Source organism: Paraburkholderia lebeckiae (genome assembly GCF_014201005.1).
GTDB classification, from domain to species: Bacteria; Pseudomonadota; Gammaproteobacteria; order Burkholderiales; family Burkholderiaceae; genus Paraburkholderia; species Paraburkholderia tuberum.
In genome coordinates this window covers 67,061-83,831 of record NZ_JACHDK010000023.1, presented here as the reverse complement: position 1 = coordinate 83,831, position 16,771 = coordinate 67,061, and the positions used below count along the sequence as shown (strand labels likewise).

12 protein-coding genes are annotated in these 16,771 nt (G+C 60.9%); 6 read left to right on the top strand and 6 right to left on the bottom strand.

The genetic code is table 11. The features are described from left to right. Positions 1–112 precede the first annotated feature (112 nt). The 6 genes from tssE to tssK all read right to left on the bottom strand — a co-directional run bounded on the left by tssE (position 113) and on the right by tssK (position 7,842). Positions 113–538 (bottom strand): type VI secretion system baseplate subunit TssE, encoded by a 426-nt coding sequence (tssE, locus tag HDG39_RS29075; RefSeq protein ID WP_184010942.1) that lies wholly within the window; start codon positions 536–538, stop codon positions 113–115. A 14-nt stretch (positions 539–552) separates the two neighbouring features. After that, on the bottom strand, positions 553–3,264 hold the full coding sequence (gene tssH, locus HDG39_RS29070; protein ID WP_184010940.1) for a type VI secretion system ATPase TssH: 2,712 nt from the start codon (positions 3,262–3,264) through the stop codon (positions 553–555). Between the two features lie 146 nt (positions 3,265–3,410). Further along, positions 3,411–3,896 (bottom strand): Hcp family type VI secretion system effector, encoded by a 486-nt coding sequence (locus HDG39_RS29065; RefSeq protein WP_184010938.1) that lies wholly within the window; start codon positions 3,894–3,896, stop codon positions 3,411–3,413. A gap of 111 nt (positions 3,897–4,007) precedes the next feature. Then, positions 4,008–5,765, bottom strand: a complete 1,758-nt coding sequence (locus tag HDG39_RS29060; protein WP_311667615.1) for an OmpA family protein — start codon at positions 5,763–5,765, stop codon at positions 4,008–4,010. Further along, a complete protein-coding gene (locus HDG39_RS29055; RefSeq protein ID WP_184010934.1) occupies positions 5,762–6,493 on the bottom strand; it encodes a DotU family type IV/VI secretion system protein in 732 nt (243 codons plus the stop codon). Before HDG39_RS29055 ends, HDG39_RS29060 begins: the two co-directional genes overlap by 4 nt. Continuing rightward, complete coding sequence (tssK, locus tag HDG39_RS29050; RefSeq protein WP_184010932.1) at positions 6,490–7,842, bottom strand: type VI secretion system baseplate subunit TssK; 1,353 nt, start codon at positions 7,840–7,842, stop codon at positions 6,490–6,492. Before tssK ends, HDG39_RS29055 begins: the two co-directional genes overlap by 4 nt. A gap of 564 nt (positions 7,843–8,406) precedes the next feature. On the opposite strand from tssK, the gene tssB reads away from it, so the two are divergent. The 6 genes from tssB (at position 8,407) to HDG39_RS29020 (ending at position 16,750) form a co-directional block, all read left to right on the top strand. Beyond that, complete coding sequence (gene tssB / locus HDG39_RS29045) at positions 8,407–8,919, top strand: type VI secretion system contractile sheath small subunit (protein WP_184010923.1); 513 nt, start codon at positions 8,407–8,409, stop codon at positions 8,917–8,919. A gap of 73 nt (positions 8,920–8,992) precedes the next feature. Next, a complete protein-coding gene (tssC, locus tag HDG39_RS29040; protein WP_184010914.1) occupies positions 8,993–10,549 on the top strand; it encodes a type VI secretion system contractile sheath large subunit in 1,557 nt (518 codons plus the stop codon). A 100-nt stretch (positions 10,550–10,649) separates the two neighbouring features. Beyond that, positions 10,650–13,307, top strand: a complete 2,658-nt coding sequence (locus tag HDG39_RS29035; protein WP_184010912.1) for a type VI secretion system Vgr family protein — start codon at positions 10,650–10,652, stop codon at positions 13,305–13,307. 266 nt (positions 13,308–13,573) lie between these two features. Next, complete coding sequence (locus tag HDG39_RS29030; protein WP_184010910.1) at positions 13,574–14,467, top strand: hypothetical protein; 894 nt, start codon at positions 13,574–13,576, stop codon at positions 14,465–14,467. A 14-nt stretch (positions 14,468–14,481) separates the two neighbouring features. Then, positions 14,482–16,260 (top strand): TIGR02594 family protein, encoded by a 1,779-nt coding sequence (locus HDG39_RS29025; RefSeq protein WP_184010908.1) that lies wholly within the window; start codon positions 14,482–14,484, stop codon positions 16,258–16,260. 40 nt (positions 16,261–16,300) lie between these two features. Continuing rightward, positions 16,301–16,750 carry a hypothetical protein gene (locus HDG39_RS29020; protein ID WP_184010906.1) on the top strand — a complete coding sequence of 150 codons (450 nt, stop codon included), beginning with the start codon at positions 16,301–16,303 and terminating at the stop codon, positions 16,748–16,750. Positions 16,751–16,771: the final 21 nt, after the last annotated feature.

Here is a 16,771-nt window from a genome sequence, read left to right as displayed (position 1 = left end):
TCATCCTCGTGAGTCCGTTCTGTGAGCTGCCTTCTATAACGTCTTCGGCTACGTGAGCGATGACCGCCGAGCTCCATTAATCAGCGTTTCCCTAGCATGCGTGTAACGCTGATTACCCACGCCCCTGCATCCGGCGTCGTATATGCAGCCGCCCCGGCGGCTCGAAATACGTGCCGAAGCGCACGAGCCCGGCCTTCTTCAAATGACATGTCATTTCGAAGCTGACCAGCACGCCGGGGTCGTCGTCCTCGAGGATGTCGATGTCGATCGCGCGAATACGAGGTTCATATTTCAGCAGCGTCGCTTCCATCTGCTGCTTCAGCGCGTGCGCCGACGACGGCAAGGCCTTGTAGATGTTCGTCATGTCCGGCAGACCGTAATCGGGCAGGTGCTTCAATGCGCCCGCGCGCGTGTTCAGAATGCGCTGCACGTTCTGCTGCACGCTCAGGCATTCGAGCGTGCGGTCGTCGTATGCGTCGAGCGGCTCGCCGCCGATCTGGCCGAGCAGCATATCGTAGAGAGACGGTCCCGCCGGCATCGAGTGGCGCTCCGTTAGCCGTTCGCCGCATGTTCAGCCACGGCGTCTTCGCGATCGATGAAATCGATCGTCAGACTGCCTTCGGGTGAACCGGTCAGCAGGATCCTGGCGGGCGCGATTCCATGTGCCATGCGCGCGAGCAGTTCGCGCGACACCGTCGGCAGAATACGCTGATTGACAAACGCATCGACGTTGCGCGCGCCCGATTCGCGCGCGAGACACAACGCGGCCATCGCATCGATCAGCGCTTCGTCGCAGCTCAGTTCGACGCCGTGCTGGCGGTGCAGACGCTGCGCGACGTTACCGAGCTTCAGGCGCACGATCGAGGCTAGCGCACTCGCATCGAGAGGGCGGTACACGAGCGTCTGGAAGCGCGCGAGCAGCGCCGGTTGAAAGTGGCCGACGAGCTGCGGATGAATCGCGTCGAGCAGTTCGTCGTGCGAGACCTCGGGGCTTTCCGCGGTCGTCTCATCGATTTGCGCGCCGCCGAGATTGGACGTCATCAGGATCACGCAATTGCGAAAGTCGATCTCGCGCCCCTCGCCATCGCGCATCATCCCGCGATCGAAAACCTGATAGAACATGTCGAGCACGTCGCGGTGCGCTTTTTCGACTTCGTCGAGCAGCACGACGCTGTACGGACGCTGCCGCACCGCCTCGGTCAGAATGCCGCCGCGTCCATAACCGATGTAGCCGGGCGGCGAGCCCTTCAGTTGCGAGACTGTGTGCGATTCCTGGTACTCGGACATATTGATCGTCGTGAGCGCGGCTTCACCGCCGAACAGCAGGTCGGCGAGCGCGAGCGCAGTTTCGGTCTTGCCGACGCCCGATGGTCCAACAAGCAGAAACACGCCGAGCGGCGCGTGTTCGTTCTTGAGCCCCGCCTTGGCGGTCCGCAGGCTTTCGGATAGGGCGGCGAGCGCGTCGTGCTGCGCGACGACGCGTGTCGCGAGCTGCGTTTCCAGAGTCAGCAGGTTTTGCAGTTCGTCTTCGACGAGGCTGCCAACCGGCACGCCGGTCCACTCGGCGACGACGCGTGCGATCGCCTGGGCGTCGACGTCGGCGAAGATCAACGGGGCCTTGCCTTGTGCTGTCGTCAATGCGCGACGTGCTTGCGCGAAAGCGGTGGCATCGCGCGAGACGGCGTCGCTGTCGCGTTGGCGGTGCAGCGTCTGGACGAGTTCGAGCTCCTGTTCGTAACGTGTTTGCAGCGCCGCGAGTTCGGCCTTCGCGTTCGCGAGTGCGGCGTCCAGTGCGCCGCGGCGTGCTTCGCTATCGTCGACGCCGATGCGTTCGTCGTCTGCGAGCGCCGCGTGTTCGAGCTCGAGCGCGGCGACCGCGGCCCGCGCACGTTGCAACTCGGCCGGCGGTGCTTCGAGGCCCATGCGTACGCGCGCGGCGGCCGTGTCGATCAGATCGACGGCTTTGTCCGGCAGTTGCCGCGCCGGGATGTAACGACGCGACAGCTTGACCGCGGCGACCAGAGCTTCGTCGCGAATATGTACATGGTGGTATCGGGCGTAGCGGCTTTTCAGGCCGCGTAGCATCAAGCAGGCCGCGTCGTGGTCGGGCTCGTCGACCTTGATCATCTGGAAGCGGCGTTCGAGTGCCGCGTCGCGCTCGAAGAATTCCTTGTATTCGGACCACGTGGTCGCCGCGATCGTGCGCAATTCGCCGCGCGCGAGCGCTGGCTTCAGCAGGTTCGCGGCGTCGGCGCCGCCCGCCGCGTTGCCGGCGCCGATCAGCGTGTGCGCTTCGTCGATGAACAGCAGGATCGGCACGGGCGAAGCCTGCACCTCGTCGATCACGGTCTTCAGGCGTTGCTCGAATTCGCCTTTCACGCCGGCGCCCGCTTGCAGCAGGCCGAGATCGAGCGTGAGGATGCGCACGTCGCGGATTACGTTCGGCACGCTGCCTTCGGCGACGCGCAACGCGAGCCCTTCGACGAGCGCGGTCTTGCCGACACCCGGTTCGCCGACGAGGATCGGATTGTTCTTGCGACGGCGCGCGAGCACGTCGACCATCTGCTGGATCTCGCGCTCGCGCCCGAACACAGGATCGATGTCGCCGCGGCGCGCCTTGTCGGTCAGGTCGATCGCAAAGCGGGCGAGGGCGTCGGCGCTGGCAGGTGTGGTTTCTTTTGCGCGAGAAACGCTGTTCGCCCCGGGAACGCTGGCGGAACGTTGCGGCGTTTCGGATTCCTGTTCCTCAGTTTCGCTTTCAATTTCACTTTCGCACGACCGATGCGCAATTCGCGGCAGCAGACGCTCGATCTGCGCACTGCTGACGGCAAGCAGCGGCCACGCATTCTGGGCGCGCAGGATATGCGGCGCATCGACGATGGCCTGCAGCAGATTGCCGGAGCGGATTCGCGCATCGTCGCGTTCCGACGACACATGAAGCCAGGCGTCACCAAGCATCGCCGCCAGCTGCGGCGACAGCGCGGGCTTGCCGCGCAGATTGCGCGGCAGACGGTCGATTGCACCGAGCAGCGCATCCCACAGCGCGTCGATATCGATCGCGCAACGCCGCAGGATAGCGGGGATGTCGCCGTCGCCGGCTTCGATCAGCTTCAGCAACCAGTGCTCGACCGTGATCTCGTCAGCCAGCCGCGTCTGGCAAAGACTCGCGGCCGCTTCGAGCGCCTGCGCACAGTGCGGGTTGAGTCGGCGCAGCAGATGAGTGGTGTCCCACAGGGCGCTTCTTCGGTCGTCGCGCAAGGTCATGTCGGCAGTCCGGTGACGGAGGTAGGCGACAAGTGCGCTGTGCACTCGCCGATGAAAAAGGACCAGCCCGCCACGCGGACCGGTAAAGACGCGTCGACGCGCGTCCCGAGACCGCCGGCACGCCGGTCTCGCGTAACACGCGGAAATCAGGAACGCTCGTTCCAGGTGTCCTTGTGGATGATGTTGCCGTCCTTGTACGACCACGTGATCGTCTCGTAGCGCAGCTCGACGTCTTCGAGGTGGTTGTGCTTCTCGTAGTCGGGGTTCTTGATGTCGAACATCTTGGGCTTGACCGCGACGATCTTCACGTTGTCCAGCTTCGTGTTGAAGTACTCCTTCTCCTTGCCGGCGTCGTCGATCTTGTACCACTTGATCTCGACCGACTTCAGCGTCTGACCGCTCGTCACTGCCTTGTACAGATACGGCGTCGACGCATCGGTTTCCTTCGTCAGCGCGATGGGTTTGTGCACGCGCGTGCCGGTCAGCTTGCCGGTGTTGCCGTCGGTCGGGATATGCACGCCGTGATCGAACGCGACGAGCTCGACGCTGCCTTCGCGGCCTTGCACCGTCACCGAACCCTTGATGTCGGCGCCGCCGTCGTCCTTGAGCCACATGTAGGCCGGAATTGCCATACTTTCTACTCCTTGATTTATCTACTGCTGCGACAACCGCCCGGAGCAGCCCCCGAGCGTCTGGATCCCGAAGCGCGATGCTTCAGGGGCGAAACACTGCGATTTTTTCGCCTATTGGTTTGAAGGAGCGTCCGGCACGAGCGTGATTTCGACTCGCCGGTTCTTCGCGCGTCCGTCGTCGGTAGCGTTGCTCGCGATCGGCCGCGTCTCGCCATAGCCCTGAATCGCAAACTGCGACGCCGTGAGGCCCGACGCGTTGATCAGCCAGTCGCGCACGGCTTGCGCGCGAGCCGTGGACAACTTCAGATTGCTCTGCGGATTGCCGACGTTATCGGTGTGCCCGGCGACCAGAATCCGCTTGTCTGGATTCGTCTTGATCATTTCGAGTGCACCGACCATCGCGCGCGTCGAGCCGGGCTTCAGCTGAGCGCGGCCGCTGTCGAATAGCGACATGCTGTCGAGCGTGACGACCGCCGGCGGCGGAGCAGGCGGCACGTACGACGCGATCGCGGTGTCCAGCGCCGGCAGCAGTTGCGCACCGCGATACATGCCGAGCGACAGTCGCAGCGGCACTCCGATGCGCGCGTAACGGTCGAGCTGATCGCGATCGGCGACGAGCGCTTGCAGCGCGTCGCGTTTGGCGTTGTCGTGCGCGGCTGGAATCATCGAATAGCGGCCGAGGTCGGTGCCGATGCGATCGAGCAGCGTTTCGTTGTTTCTCGCGGCGGACCACGACGCGACGGCGGCAGCGCAAGCGAGGAACGCGAGCGCATGCGCGCAGGCAGTGCGGCGCGGCGACATCCAGTAGCGCCGCGGTGCTGCTTCGATCAGCGCTTGCGGTAGCGGCCACGGCAGCGGTGATGCACCGACGGCGGCGCGGCTCACACAGGTTTGCATCTGCACGTCGCGTTCCCACGGATCGGCCGAACCGGTTGCTGAACCGCTTGCTGGACCGCAATCGATCCAACCCGCGCCGAACAACGCCCACGGTGTGGCGGGCTGCTGCGGGTCGGTCAACGTGCCGATCACGACCCGCTGCGTCCAGCCGACGAGCGACGCGAGCGCCGCCGCGCGCGCGGCACCCGTTGTAGGCGTGGTACTGCCCGCGTCGCCAGGCATGCGCTGAGGCTCGGCTTCGGCCGCGCGGACCACGAGTTCGAAACGCTCGGCATCGACGATTCGCGTCGCCGACGACACCCCGTACCATGCAGGCACCGACAGACCAGGCGGGCTCGTGGTCAATCGCTGATAGACCGCGACATAGCCTGGCAGCCGCGTGCCGAGCGTGCGAGCCGCATCGGCGACGCAATGGCGCACGACGCGCAGCTTCTGCGTGAGCATGTCGGCCCCGACATGCAGCGCGGGCGCCACCGACAGCACGACGCCATCGGGCGCACGTCCGTCGCGCCACTGTCTGACCGCGACCGCGAGACGCGGCAACTCCTGCGGCTGATCGACTCGCAACCAGATCGCGCCGTCGCCGACATGCGCGAAGCGCTCCTCGTGGTTGCGATCGAACAGAGCCGGCAGACCGTCGCCGGTAACGAGCACGAGCGGCATGCGCGTGCGCAGCTTCGGCGGAATCCCGGCGGTCGAGGCGCCGAGCGCGGCCAAGACCTGCGCGCTCTGTTCGCCCGCGCGGGACAGCCAGAGCGTGCGCCATACGACGAGTACGCCCACGAGCAAGCCGACGACCGCCGTCAGCGCCCATGCGATGCCGCGTCCGCCCGGCAGCACGAACCAGATCACCGGGAGCGCCAGCACGGCCGTGAACACGAGCATCGCGCGCAACGGGTAACCGAGTCTCTCGTACGCGCGCTCGGGCGTGCGCGTCGGGGTTGCGGACAGGATACGCAGATCGGACTTCACGGCTGCGTGAGCTTCGCGTGCGCGAGTTGCGCTAGCGGGCTGTCGAGCACGGTCGACCAGACCAGCCAGACGATGGCGGCGACCACGCATGCGAGCGCTGCAACCGCCCACGGGGAGAGCCGGTAGAACCAGTCCGACAAGCGGCGGCCGGGGCGATCGGCGATGAAGGTGCGTGCGGGCGCTGGGCGAAGTTTTTCCAGCTGCGCATGCAGCGCTGTAATCAACGCCGTGCGTTTCGCTTCGCCATCGCGCGCGAAACGGCCGATCAAGCCGAGGCTCAGAATCGCCGCGTAGCATTCGAGCAGGTCGATGTGCGGCGACGCTTCACGCATGCGCGCTTCGAGCCGTTCGAACACGCGCTCGCCCGCGTCGTGCAGGTTGAACAACTCGACTTGCAGTGGTTTCAGTTCCCACCCCGCACGGCTTTCGGGCGGCAGATAGCGCAGCGCGACTTCATCGAGCAGCCCGCATTGCGCGAGTAGCGCTTCGCGCCGTACGTCGTCGGGATAGCCGCGCCGCTCGAGTGCATTCGAGAAGTTGGCGATCAGCGAAGCGCAACGATTGCGGAAGTCGATTGCGTGACCCGCGTGGCCGCCGGGCGTAAGCGTCGTGACGAGCAGCGCGGTGTCGCGCAGCAGGTCGCGAATGCCTTCGCGCGACGCGCGCGTCGCGCCGAGCGCGCTGTCGAGCAGCGCCGCTTCGTTGGGGCTTCGGGGCAGGGCGTTCATGAGCGTAGTACCGCGTAAAGTTCGAGCGATGCGTCGACCACCGACGCCGGCAGATAGATCTGGCAGGCGCGCGCGGCGAGCATTTTCGCGTGCGCGGCGTTCGCCGGGTCGAGCGCGAAGTACTGATTGTCGAGGCGCACCGGAATCGCGGCCGGCACGCGCGCTACCGCCTTGAGCGGGATGCCGAGCAGCGCCGAATTGATGATGTGCTCGACGTCGTCGGGCGCGCCGATCTTGCACAGGCGCGGGAACCGCTCTGCGAGCTCGAACGCCGGCATCGGCGCGTTGACCGACAGATACCAGTCGGCCGCGCCTTCCACGATGCGCTCGTCGAGGAACTGACCCGCCCACGTGGTCGCGCTCTTGCGCGTGAGGCCGATCGACACGACGCGCGACGGAATGATCGCGTCGAGCAATTCGCGGATCATGGCCTCGAGCTTCGCAAATACCTCGTCGGCGCGCGCGTGGTCGTAGGCGGGAATGTCGGTGAGTTGCACACGCGTCGAGAACGCGATCAACGCGCTGACCAGTTGCGCGAGCGTCGTGTAGAGCTGCTCCGGTGAGCGGCGCGGATGCGCCGCGTAGAGCCGCAACTGCGGCCACGCCGCGTGAATGCAGTGCAAAAGCCAGAACAGCTGCACGTCGGCGACGCCATATTCGGCGACCTGTTCGAGCCGTTCGCTACGACGCGCGCCGAGCGCAACGCTCTTCGCCTGCAGGATATCGGCGAGGCGACTGATGCGCTCGACATGCAGTGGGTGGCTGTCGAGCGTCAGGCACGGCGGCACGAAACGGTGATCGACCTGGAACTGGCCGCTCGTGCTGCGCGTGAGCCGCGCGATGGCGCAGACCGTGTCGTCGGCATGCGATTCGAAATCGAACAGCAGACGCAGCGCGTGACGCTCGGACGCGATCTCGGTTTCGCTGCCGCCGTTCAGATCCACGACCTTGACGAATTCGCGATACGTGCGGCGTGGACGCGCAAGCGACGTTTCATCGAACCGGCAGTTGTCGCCGTTCGCATCGGGCAGCGCGAGCGCCGCGAACACGACGACGCTTTGCAGATCGGCGGGCACGCCTTGCGTCAGATCGCGCGCGGCGGGCAGAGCGTCGGTGAGCGTCGTGTCGACCGGCGTGCCGTCTGAAAAGCGCAGCTTGAGCCGTGTGAGCTTCAGACGGCCGGTGGCCAACGCCTCTTCGTCGACTTCGACGCCGAGCGTGCCCCACGGCTGCGCGAGCGCGGACGTGGCGAGCTGTTGCAGCGCGAAGCCGGCCCATCGTTCTTGTTGCTGAAAGTGCTGCTGCGTGAGGATGAGGCCCTCATGCCAGAGCGGTTTGTCGATCCGCATAGGTATTTTGGTCTGATGCTGGTTGCTGATTTAATCTGGATTACCCGAGATTTCGGATTCTATATGCCGTATTCGCTATTCGTATACCCATATTTCGACTGGCGTTGAAAATATGACAAAAATTGACTAATTCAAATTTGAGATGCAGTTTAGATTTATTCTGAGAAGGCGAAATTAAATTTGAGATTGTGTCAAATAAATGCGTGGCGAATTAACAAAATATAATAACTGTTAAATTTCGTTGATTCCTCGTTTTCCGCTCTGGGCGGTGCGGCGACGAGAATCGGCGAAAACAGAATTTATTTAACCATTGTTCACACTGTTTGATTCCGCGTTTCGGTCAATATGCTTTGACCTCATGCGGAAAAACCTGCTTTAATATCGTCTGAATTTAAATGAGGTGCACGATCCGAAGTCGTGCAATGCGGTATCGTCGTTGTAATTAGCATTGCGAGTCGCGCATATCTCTTTAAACGCGCTCGCGGGCATGCGCAAATGGAGTCACCGCATCGCCATGGGCGAGATCTGCGGGTTATGTCGAATCGGATTACATGAGGAGTATGAATGGACAGCTTTCAGCGCGAAATTCCGAAGAGTCGCGTCTCGATCACATTGGACCTGCACACGGGCGGCGCCCAGAAGAAGGTCGAACTGCCTCTCAAGCTGCTGGTCGCCGGCGATTTCAGTGCGGGCCGCGAGCAGGCGGCACTGGCGGAGCGCAAGAAGGTCAACATCGACAAAAACAATTTCGACGCGGTGCTCGCCGACTACGCCCCCGACCTGAAGATCGCGGCCGAGAACACGCTCGCCGACGACGGTTCGGAGCTACCGGTCAAGCTCGCGTTTCGCTCGATGAAAGACTTCGAGCCCGAGCAGGTGGCGCGTCAGATTCCCGAGTTGCAGGCGCTATTGGCGATGCGCAATCTGCTGCGCGATCTGAAGTCCAATCTGCTCGACAACAGTACGTTCCGCCGCGAGTTCGAAAAGGTCCTGAAGGACCGGCGCCTGTCGGACAAACTGCGCGGCGAACTCGCGCAGATCGCGACGGCTGCGACCCAGCCGGAAGGCCATGCCTGAGCGGGAACGGGCGAAGCAAGCCGTCACCGCCTTGCGCAACCACATTGCTGCAAAAACGCAGACAGGAAGAGAAATGGAACAGAACGAATCCCGTCAGGGCGCGACCGAGACCGTTGTGCTCGATGCCACGCAGGACATGTCCTGCGCCGGCGACAGCGTCTATGCGTCGCTGTGCGACAAGATCAACCTGAAGCCCGTATCCGCGGCGCGCCCGCTCGAGGCCTTCCGCGATAACGACATGCTGTCCGAGGCGTCGGCCGACGAGCGCATCGCGCGTGGTATCGGCGCGTTTCTCGAACTGGTCGCGCAATCGAGCCAGCCGGTGGAGCGTCTCGACAAGTCGCTGCTCGATTTTCATATCGGCCAGCTCGATCGACAGATCAGCCGCCAGCTCGACGCCGTGCTGCATACGCCCGAGTTTCAGGCGCTCGAGGGCCGCTGGCGTGGCCTGAAGATGGTGGTGTCGCGCACGGATTTTCGCAAGAACGCGCGCATCGAAGTGCTGGACGTGTCGAAGGATGCGCTGCAACGCGACTTCGAAGACACGCCTGAACTGATCCAGAGCGGCCTGTATCGCCTCGCGTATATCGAGGAGTACGACACGCCGGGCGGCCAGCCGATCAGCGCGTTGATCAGCGACTTCGAGTTCGCCAATTCGCCGCAGGACGTGGCACTGCTGCGTAACATCTCGAAGGTCGCGGCGGCTGCGCACATGCCGTTCATCGGCTCGGTCGGCGCGGCATTCTTCGGCAAGAAGTCGATGGAAGAAGTCGCGGCGATCCAGGATATCGGCAACTACTTCGATCGCGCCGAGTACATCAAGTGGAAGAGCTTCCGCGATACGGACGACGCGCGCTACGTGGGTCTCACGATGCCGCGCGTGCTCGGCCGCCTGCCGTACGGCAAGGACACGACACCGGTGCGTGCGTTCAACTATGAGGAAGCGGTGAAGGGACCGGACCATGACCGGTACCTGTGGGTCAACGCGTCGTTCGCGTTCGCGGCCAACATGACGCGCAGCTTCGTGAACAACGGCTGGTGCGTGCAGATCCGCGGCCCGCAGGCTGGTGGCAAGGTGGAAGACCTGCCGGTGCACCTGTACGACCTTGGCACCGGCGTGCAGCCGAAGATCCCGACCGAAGTGCTGATTCCGGAAACGCGCGAGTTCGAGTTCGCGAATCTCGGCTTCATTCCGCTGTCGTTCTACAAGAACCACGACTTCGCGTGCTTCTTCTCGGCGAACTCTGCACAGAAGCCGGCACTGTACGAGACCAAGGAAGCGACGGCCAATAGCCGTATCAACGCGCGGCTGCCGTACATCTTCCTGCTGTCGCGTATCGCGCACTACCTGAAGCTGATTCAGCGCGAAAACATCGGGACGACCAAGGATCGACGTCTGCTGGAGATCGAGCTCAACAACTGGATCAAGGGTCTCGTGACCGAGATGAAAGATCCGGGCGACGAGTTGCAGGCGTCGCACCCGCTGCGTGAAGCGAACGTGACCGTCGAAGACATCGAGGACAACCCGGGCTTCTTCCGCATCAAGCTTTTCATCATTCCGCACTTCCAGGTCGAGGGGATGGACATCGGTCTGTCGCTGGTGTCGCAAATGCCGAAGGCGAAGAGCTGATCCAGACGTTTTCTGATTGAGTCTTCGCACGAGCTGCCGAGGCAAGCGTTAGCAGTTGCCTCGGCAGCGCTGTGATATTGGCGTAGTCGAGAGGAATTCAATGTTGATGGTATTGCCGTTGCAGGCTTATGAATTGAAGCTGGCGCCGCATCCGGCGCCGTTCTCGATCCTGAAGTTCACGGGCGTCGATCGCATCAGTGAGCTGTATGGCTATGAGATCGAATTCACAAGCCCGGTAGCGGGAATTCCGATGGATCAGGTGCTCGGGCGCCCGGGACGGTTCACGATCGAACCGGGCGATCCGAATATCGATTATCTGCGCAAGATGTTTGGCGAAAACGCCGAAAGGTTCAGCACGAGACCGCCCGCGCATACGATTCACGGCATCGTGACGAAGTTCGACGAGTTCGAGACATCGGCCGATCAAACGCGCTACAGGGTCGTGCTGGAGCCGAAACTCGCCGATTTCGATCGCGGCGTGACGAGCCGGCTGTTTCAGAAGCAATCGGTCGAGGAGATCATCACCGATACGTTGCGGCACTACGGATATCGTAGCGGAGTCGACTTCGTGTTCCAGTTGCGTGGGCAGTACAAGCGGCATGAGTACATCACGCAGTATCACGAGACGCCATTCAGGTTTATCCAGAGGCTCTGCGCGCAGGAGGGAATGTGGTTCCGGTGGGAGCAGAAGAAGGATCGCGCGATGATCGTGTTCGGCGACGATCTCGATGCGTACGCGCGTAAGCAGCGTAGGGTGCCGTACCGGCGTAATGCAGGAATGGAGGGTGCCGGAGCGGAGGCGATCACGGCGCTCGAGAAAAGGATGCAGCGCGTTCCCGAGTCCGTGCGTCTGCACGACTATAACCATCGCCAGGCGGGAGTTTCGTTGCTCGTGGAAGAGAACACCGCGCGCGGCGACAGCACCACGAACGCAGTCGATTACCGTTGGGGCGAGCATTACGAAACGCCCGACGAAGGTCTGCGCATTGCCCGGTTGCGGCATGAGGCGCATCTGGCCAGTCAGATTGCGTTTGTCGGCACGGGCAATCCGTTCTGGCTCGAGGCGGGCGAGGTGATGTCGATCGATCCGAATCCGGCCGATGCGAAGCACGGGATTTTCGTGACTTCAGTGAAGTCGCAGGGCGCGCGGGATCAGGCGTATCAGGTGACGTTCGAAGGGATACCGTCGGATCGAGTGTGGCGGACTTCGATGGAATCGGTTCGGCGGCCTACCATCGATGGAATCTTGCCCGCGCGGGTCACGTCGCCGGGGAATTATAAGTATGCGTATCTGACCGAGCAGGGCTGGTATGTGATCGTGCTGCCGTTCGATCTCGATAAGTGGAGTCCGGGCGGGACGAGCCGGCCGGTGCGATTTGCGAAGCCGTATAGCGGGGATGATTATGGTCATCACTTTCCGCTGATCGACGGGGCGGAAGTGGCGATTGTGTTCACGGCGGGGGACCCGGATCGGCCTGTGATCATCGGGGCGATGCATGACAGCTTGCACCCGGATCTCGTTAATAACCTTAACAACACGCGCAATATCGTTCGCACCGCCGCTCGGAATGAGATGCGGATGGAGGATAAGGAAGGGGGTGAGCATGTCCATGTCGCCACGCCGTTTCAGAGCAGTGAGCTCAATCTGGGGCATATGGTTGATGGGGAGAGGAAGGAGCGGGGGCGGGGGGCGGAGTTGCGCACGGATGAGCATGTAGCGGTTCGGGGTGGCAAGGGCGTCTACATTTGCGCCGATGCACAGAACGGCGCCGCTGGCAGCCAACTCGAGATGCGCCCTGCGCAGCGTCTGCTTGAACAGGCGCTGCAACAGATGCAGTCACTGGCTGAAGCAGCGCAAGCGTCCCAGGCGATCGCGGCCGACTATGAGAAGCAGAAGGCGCTGTTTGACGGGACGCTAAACGAACTTAAAAAGGCCGGTGTTTTGATTAGTGCGCCTGCGGGCGTCGGAGTGACATCGGGCAATCACCTGCAGCTCACAGCTAGTGGGAATCTTATTGCGACTGCGGGTGGCAATGCGGATATCGGCGTGCTCAGGCGATTTACGGTAGCGGCGGGCGAAGCGGTATCGATGTTTGCCGGCAAGCTCGGGATGAAATTGTTTGCGGCAAAAGGGAAGGTGACGATCCAGGCACAAGCCGACGAGATGGCGCTGGCGGCACTCAAGGATATGACGATCACGAGTTCTGAAGGCCGGGTAGTGCTCACGGCGGCCAAGGAGATCTGGATTGGGGCGGGTGGTTCCTACATCAGCATCAATGCCAACCGGATCGAGAACGGTACACCCGGCGACATTCTCGAGAAGTGTGCGTCGTGGAGCAAACAAGGATCGACCAGCGTGCAGTTGCAACGGCAAACGTTTTTTGACAGTCAGCGGGAGCTTCAATTCAGCCAGCAGCTTTGCGTTGACCCTGCACTGCGCAAATTCACCGAAACCGGTGTACCGGTCAAATACCAGTTCTTCGACGAAACAAACGTGCTGCTTGGCGTGGGTGTGCTCGACCACGCTGGGAAGACCTTGCGGGCATTTACTAATACATCGCAAAAGGTAAAGACGGTCATCGACCTTCGCGAGGGTCGATGGACCAAAATGAAATACGACGATCCGTTCGACTTTCCGCTAGAAAACCTCGACGCCCAGCATCTCGCTGTTTTTGACTACGAGGATCATGACGAGTTCGAGGTCGCGACAACCGACGGCGGACAGGAAGAACGCTCGCGCAACTCGTTGGATATCTAACGCCACGTCGCATCGCCTAGAGAGGAATACACGAGATGAAGTATCGAGTCGCAGTTCTATCCTTAATGCTGGCAGCGACATTTGGAATTATGACGGGTTCCGCACGTGCGCAGGAGGTACCGCTAGGCGCGCCTGCCGGGTTCATCGCATCATCGGTTGTCAGAGTCGGTGACGGACAATACTGCGTTAGCGGACGGTCTGTCGATGAGGCAGTGCCCACAAATACTGCCTGGCTCGCGCTAGTCGATGTTGGCGCGCGGGAAGTCGTGTGGAAGATTAGTCTTCCGTTTCAGCGGCCGTACGTCGGCAACTACGCGCTGTATTGCGCACGAGGCCGCGACGGGTATTTTGTGCTGACTCAGGAGCAGACGCATACAGAGGCGAGTCTCAACCAAACCAAAGTGTTCCTCAACAAGCTTGGACAGGATGGCAAGCTGTTGAGGCGGCAGTCAATAAATGCGGGTTTCGACGAATGGTCATATCTGCTTGGCGTCAACGGTGACGCGATCGCCGTCGCGGGCGGTATCAGCGATGAACCGGATCGCAAAGGTGTGCTGGGTACCTACGTCGCAAAATTCAATGGGCAACTCGAACGTACAGACCTGGTGGTGATGCGTAGTGGTGCTTTTTGGACCGACGCAAATGCCGCAATAAGTGTCGGCCGGTTGAGAGTTGCAGGCCAGTTCTATCCGAATACCGATGACAAGTCGGGTGGACAAAACGCCTTCGCAGTCTCAGAAATCGATTTCGCCCGAAAAAGATACGTGTTCTCGACGTATTTCGTGCAGCCAGATGGGCGCGCCCACGCCACAGCGTTCGGGCCTGACGGTAGTGCATATTTTGTCGCGACGACGCCGACACGACTTTTCGTAGCGGTTGTTTCACCTGTTGGCAAGTTGACACAACACTTCGCGACCGAGAAGGTCGTCTGCGATCTCACATCGATCGGCGTGCGTGGTTCGACGATCGATGTAATTGGGGCGACGTGTGACAAGCCGCGTGTGAGTACGCTCGCTTCAATCGACGTGCCAACTCAGCGCGCCGTTTTAACTCGCCGCATTGCGGGGAGCATAAGTGCTGCCCGCGTCGACCAAAAGACGTGGGCAGCAGTGGTGGATACCGGCGATCGCGGCATTGTGCTGCGGCGTGACGCACTGTGACGACGCGTCGCCTCATGACAGAATACACATACGAGGACAAGCTTCTTTTCGTAAAGAACCTTTATTGCCCTGCACGACAGGTGGCCGCGGAAACAGGTTGTTCGTGGGAATTGATTCTCGCACAGGCGGTGCAGGAAACCGGCTGGGGGAAGAAAGTGCTTCCGGGGACGAACAATATCTTCAACATTAAGGCAAACGCGGGTTGGAGCGGCGAGTCGAAGATGTTTCATGTATCGGAGATAAACGCGAACGGCGAGAAGATATGGGTCGACGATCTATTTCGTGTCTATTTGAGCGTCCTTGATAGTCTGCGTGATCGGCAGATTTTTCTCGCAGCTAACCCACGCTTCGCTCGCGCGGGCCTGTTTGACGCGGACGTCAAAGGTGACCTGGTGAGCGAAGCGAGAGCGTTGCAACAGGCGGGCTACGCGACCGATCCTAAGTACGCGTCCGAGTTGGAGGACGTATACAAGGGCAAAACGATGCAACGTGCAATTGCGGCGGCGAAACAGGAAGGTTGCGCCGGGTGTTTGCCGGTGATCAACGTGCGAGTGCTCGATGCCGCCCGGCAACCGATCGTCAATGCCAAACTCAAGGCGACGCAAGGCGCGAAGACCGCGGAATTTGTGACAGACGAGGTTGGCTATGCGCAGATTAAGGCGGCGCAAGCGGGCGGCCCTGTGTCTGTCCGGGTTTGGTCCGAGCGAGATCGTCAATGGGTAACCGCGGATGGGACCTTGACCCCGTCGTCTACATCGATCGCCGTGACATTGATGGCGCCGACGATTACGGTCACTATGTCAACCGAGTTGCACAAGCAATCCGGAGCGTTGCCAGTTCCGAACAAGGATGCGACAACGGGCAAGCCTGAAGTCCATCCACGTAATGCGCAATACGACACATATACGATTAAAAAGGGCGACTCACTGAGCGGTATCGCAAAGGCTCATTCGACGAGCTATGTTAACCTCGCCCGCCTGAATGGAATTGTGTCGCCGTACTGCATTTATCCGGGCCAAATCATTCAGGTTCCTCCGAGAAACGCTGGTTCCAGTCTGGCGAACGTCGTCAGTCAATCGATGCAAACAAAGGAGAAGTCGACCATTGGTGGGGTCTCTTCTGTTTCTTCAATAGCCCGAACGAAAGAGCAGCCCGACTCCGTTGCTGCGGTACAGCTACGGGATGGAGAGAAGCCGGAAAACGTGCTTCATGTGATCCAATATCGGAGCGAGACGGATCATCCGCAAACCGATTTGATGGCGGGGCGGCATGCGCCGTGGATGCAAATTGCCGAACGGGAGTTCAAAGCAGGCGTTCGCCGGCGCGGTACAAAACATCCGGATCAGCACATTATCGAGTACTTTACCGCGACGTCGGTCGGTCGACAGAAGACTGACATGATTGCATATTGCGCCGCTTTCATTAACTGGTGCATGACTCAATGTGGATACGACGGAAGCCATAGTGCCATGGCCAACTCATTCGCGAAATGGGGCCGACCAACCCGCGAAAACATGCCGGCATACGGTGCTGTTGCGCTGGTGCACTTTCCCGAAGGCGGATATCACGTCACGTTTGTGAATGGTCGACCGTCAAACATGGCCCATGGACCTCTCATCGCTACGTTAGGGGGAAATCAAGGACGTGATCATGAGGTGAGCCACAGTAAGTTGCCGGCATCGTGGGTCACGCATTATCGCTTCCCATACGGCTATGAGGAAATAGACGAGGATTATGAACTGAATGCCGTTCAAGTTGATTCTGCCAGGATGAGCGCCGCTTCGACACGTTGAACCTGGGTGGTCGGTAACTGGAAAAACAACACGTGGCGTTATGAAAAATACATTGCTTTCTGCAACTCTTATCACGTCAGTCATGGCTTTTCCTGCAACGGCTAACGCATTCGTGACCACGATGCTAAAAGCGTATGAGTCGCCGTATCCGGCGACCATTTCTCTTCAGGACGTCGGTCGTGCCTTATCGGGTAGGCGCGCGATCGTCTACCGAATTTCCATTAGTACTTCTGGTTGTGCGGCAACGCTGGAAGGAAGGGCTGAGTTCTTTTCGCAGGTTGATGAGCAACTGGATAATTCCGCTTTTTTGCGCAATGGTGATGTGGTGAAGACGAATATCTTCAAAGGAACCGGACCGGACGGCGATATCACGATCACGATGGACGTGGAATCGAGCAGGCCGAAATATGCGGACGTTGTCATAGATCAAAGATCCGCTGTTGCGGATGGATGTTTCCGAAACGGGAAGATGGAAATTCTCTTTTTTTAATGGACGAGTAGTTCATAAACG

What these genes read in the sequence shown, in the direction of transcription:
- tssB (WP_184010923.1), top strand. Translation starts at nt 8,407, where the DNA reads ATGGACAGCTTTCAGCGCGAAATTCCGAAGAGTCGCGTCTCGATCACA.
- tssE (WP_184010942.1), bottom strand. Translation starts at nt 538, where the DNA reads ATGCCGGCGGGACCGTCTCTCTACGATATGCTGCTCGGCCAGATCGGC.
- tssH (WP_184010940.1), bottom strand. Translation starts at nt 3,264, where the DNA reads ATGACCTTGCGCGACGACCGAAGAAGCGCCCTGTGGGACACCACTCAT.
- tssC (WP_184010914.1), top strand. Translation starts at nt 8,993, where the DNA reads ATGGAACAGAACGAATCCCGTCAGGGCGCGACCGAGACCGTTGTGCTC.
- HDG39_RS29020 (WP_184010906.1), top strand. Translation starts at nt 16,301, where the DNA reads ATGAAAAATACATTGCTTTCTGCAACTCTTATCACGTCAGTCATGGCT.
- HDG39_RS29025 (WP_184010908.1), top strand. Translation starts at nt 14,482, where the DNA reads ATGACAGAATACACATACGAGGACAAGCTTCTTTTCGTAAAGAACCTT.
- HDG39_RS29055 (WP_184010934.1), bottom strand. Translation starts at nt 6,493, where the DNA reads ATGAACGCCCTGCCCCGAAGCCCCAACGAAGCGGCGCTGCTCGACAGC.
- HDG39_RS29065 (WP_184010938.1), bottom strand. Translation starts at nt 3,896, where the DNA reads ATGGCAATTCCGGCCTACATGTGGCTCAAGGACGACGGCGGCGCCGAC.
- tssK (WP_184010932.1), bottom strand. Translation starts at nt 7,842, where the DNA reads ATGCGGATCGACAAACCGCTCTGGCATGAGGGCCTCATCCTCACGCAG.
- HDG39_RS29035 (WP_184010912.1), top strand. Translation starts at nt 10,650, where the DNA reads ATGTTGATGGTATTGCCGTTGCAGGCTTATGAATTGAAGCTGGCGCCG.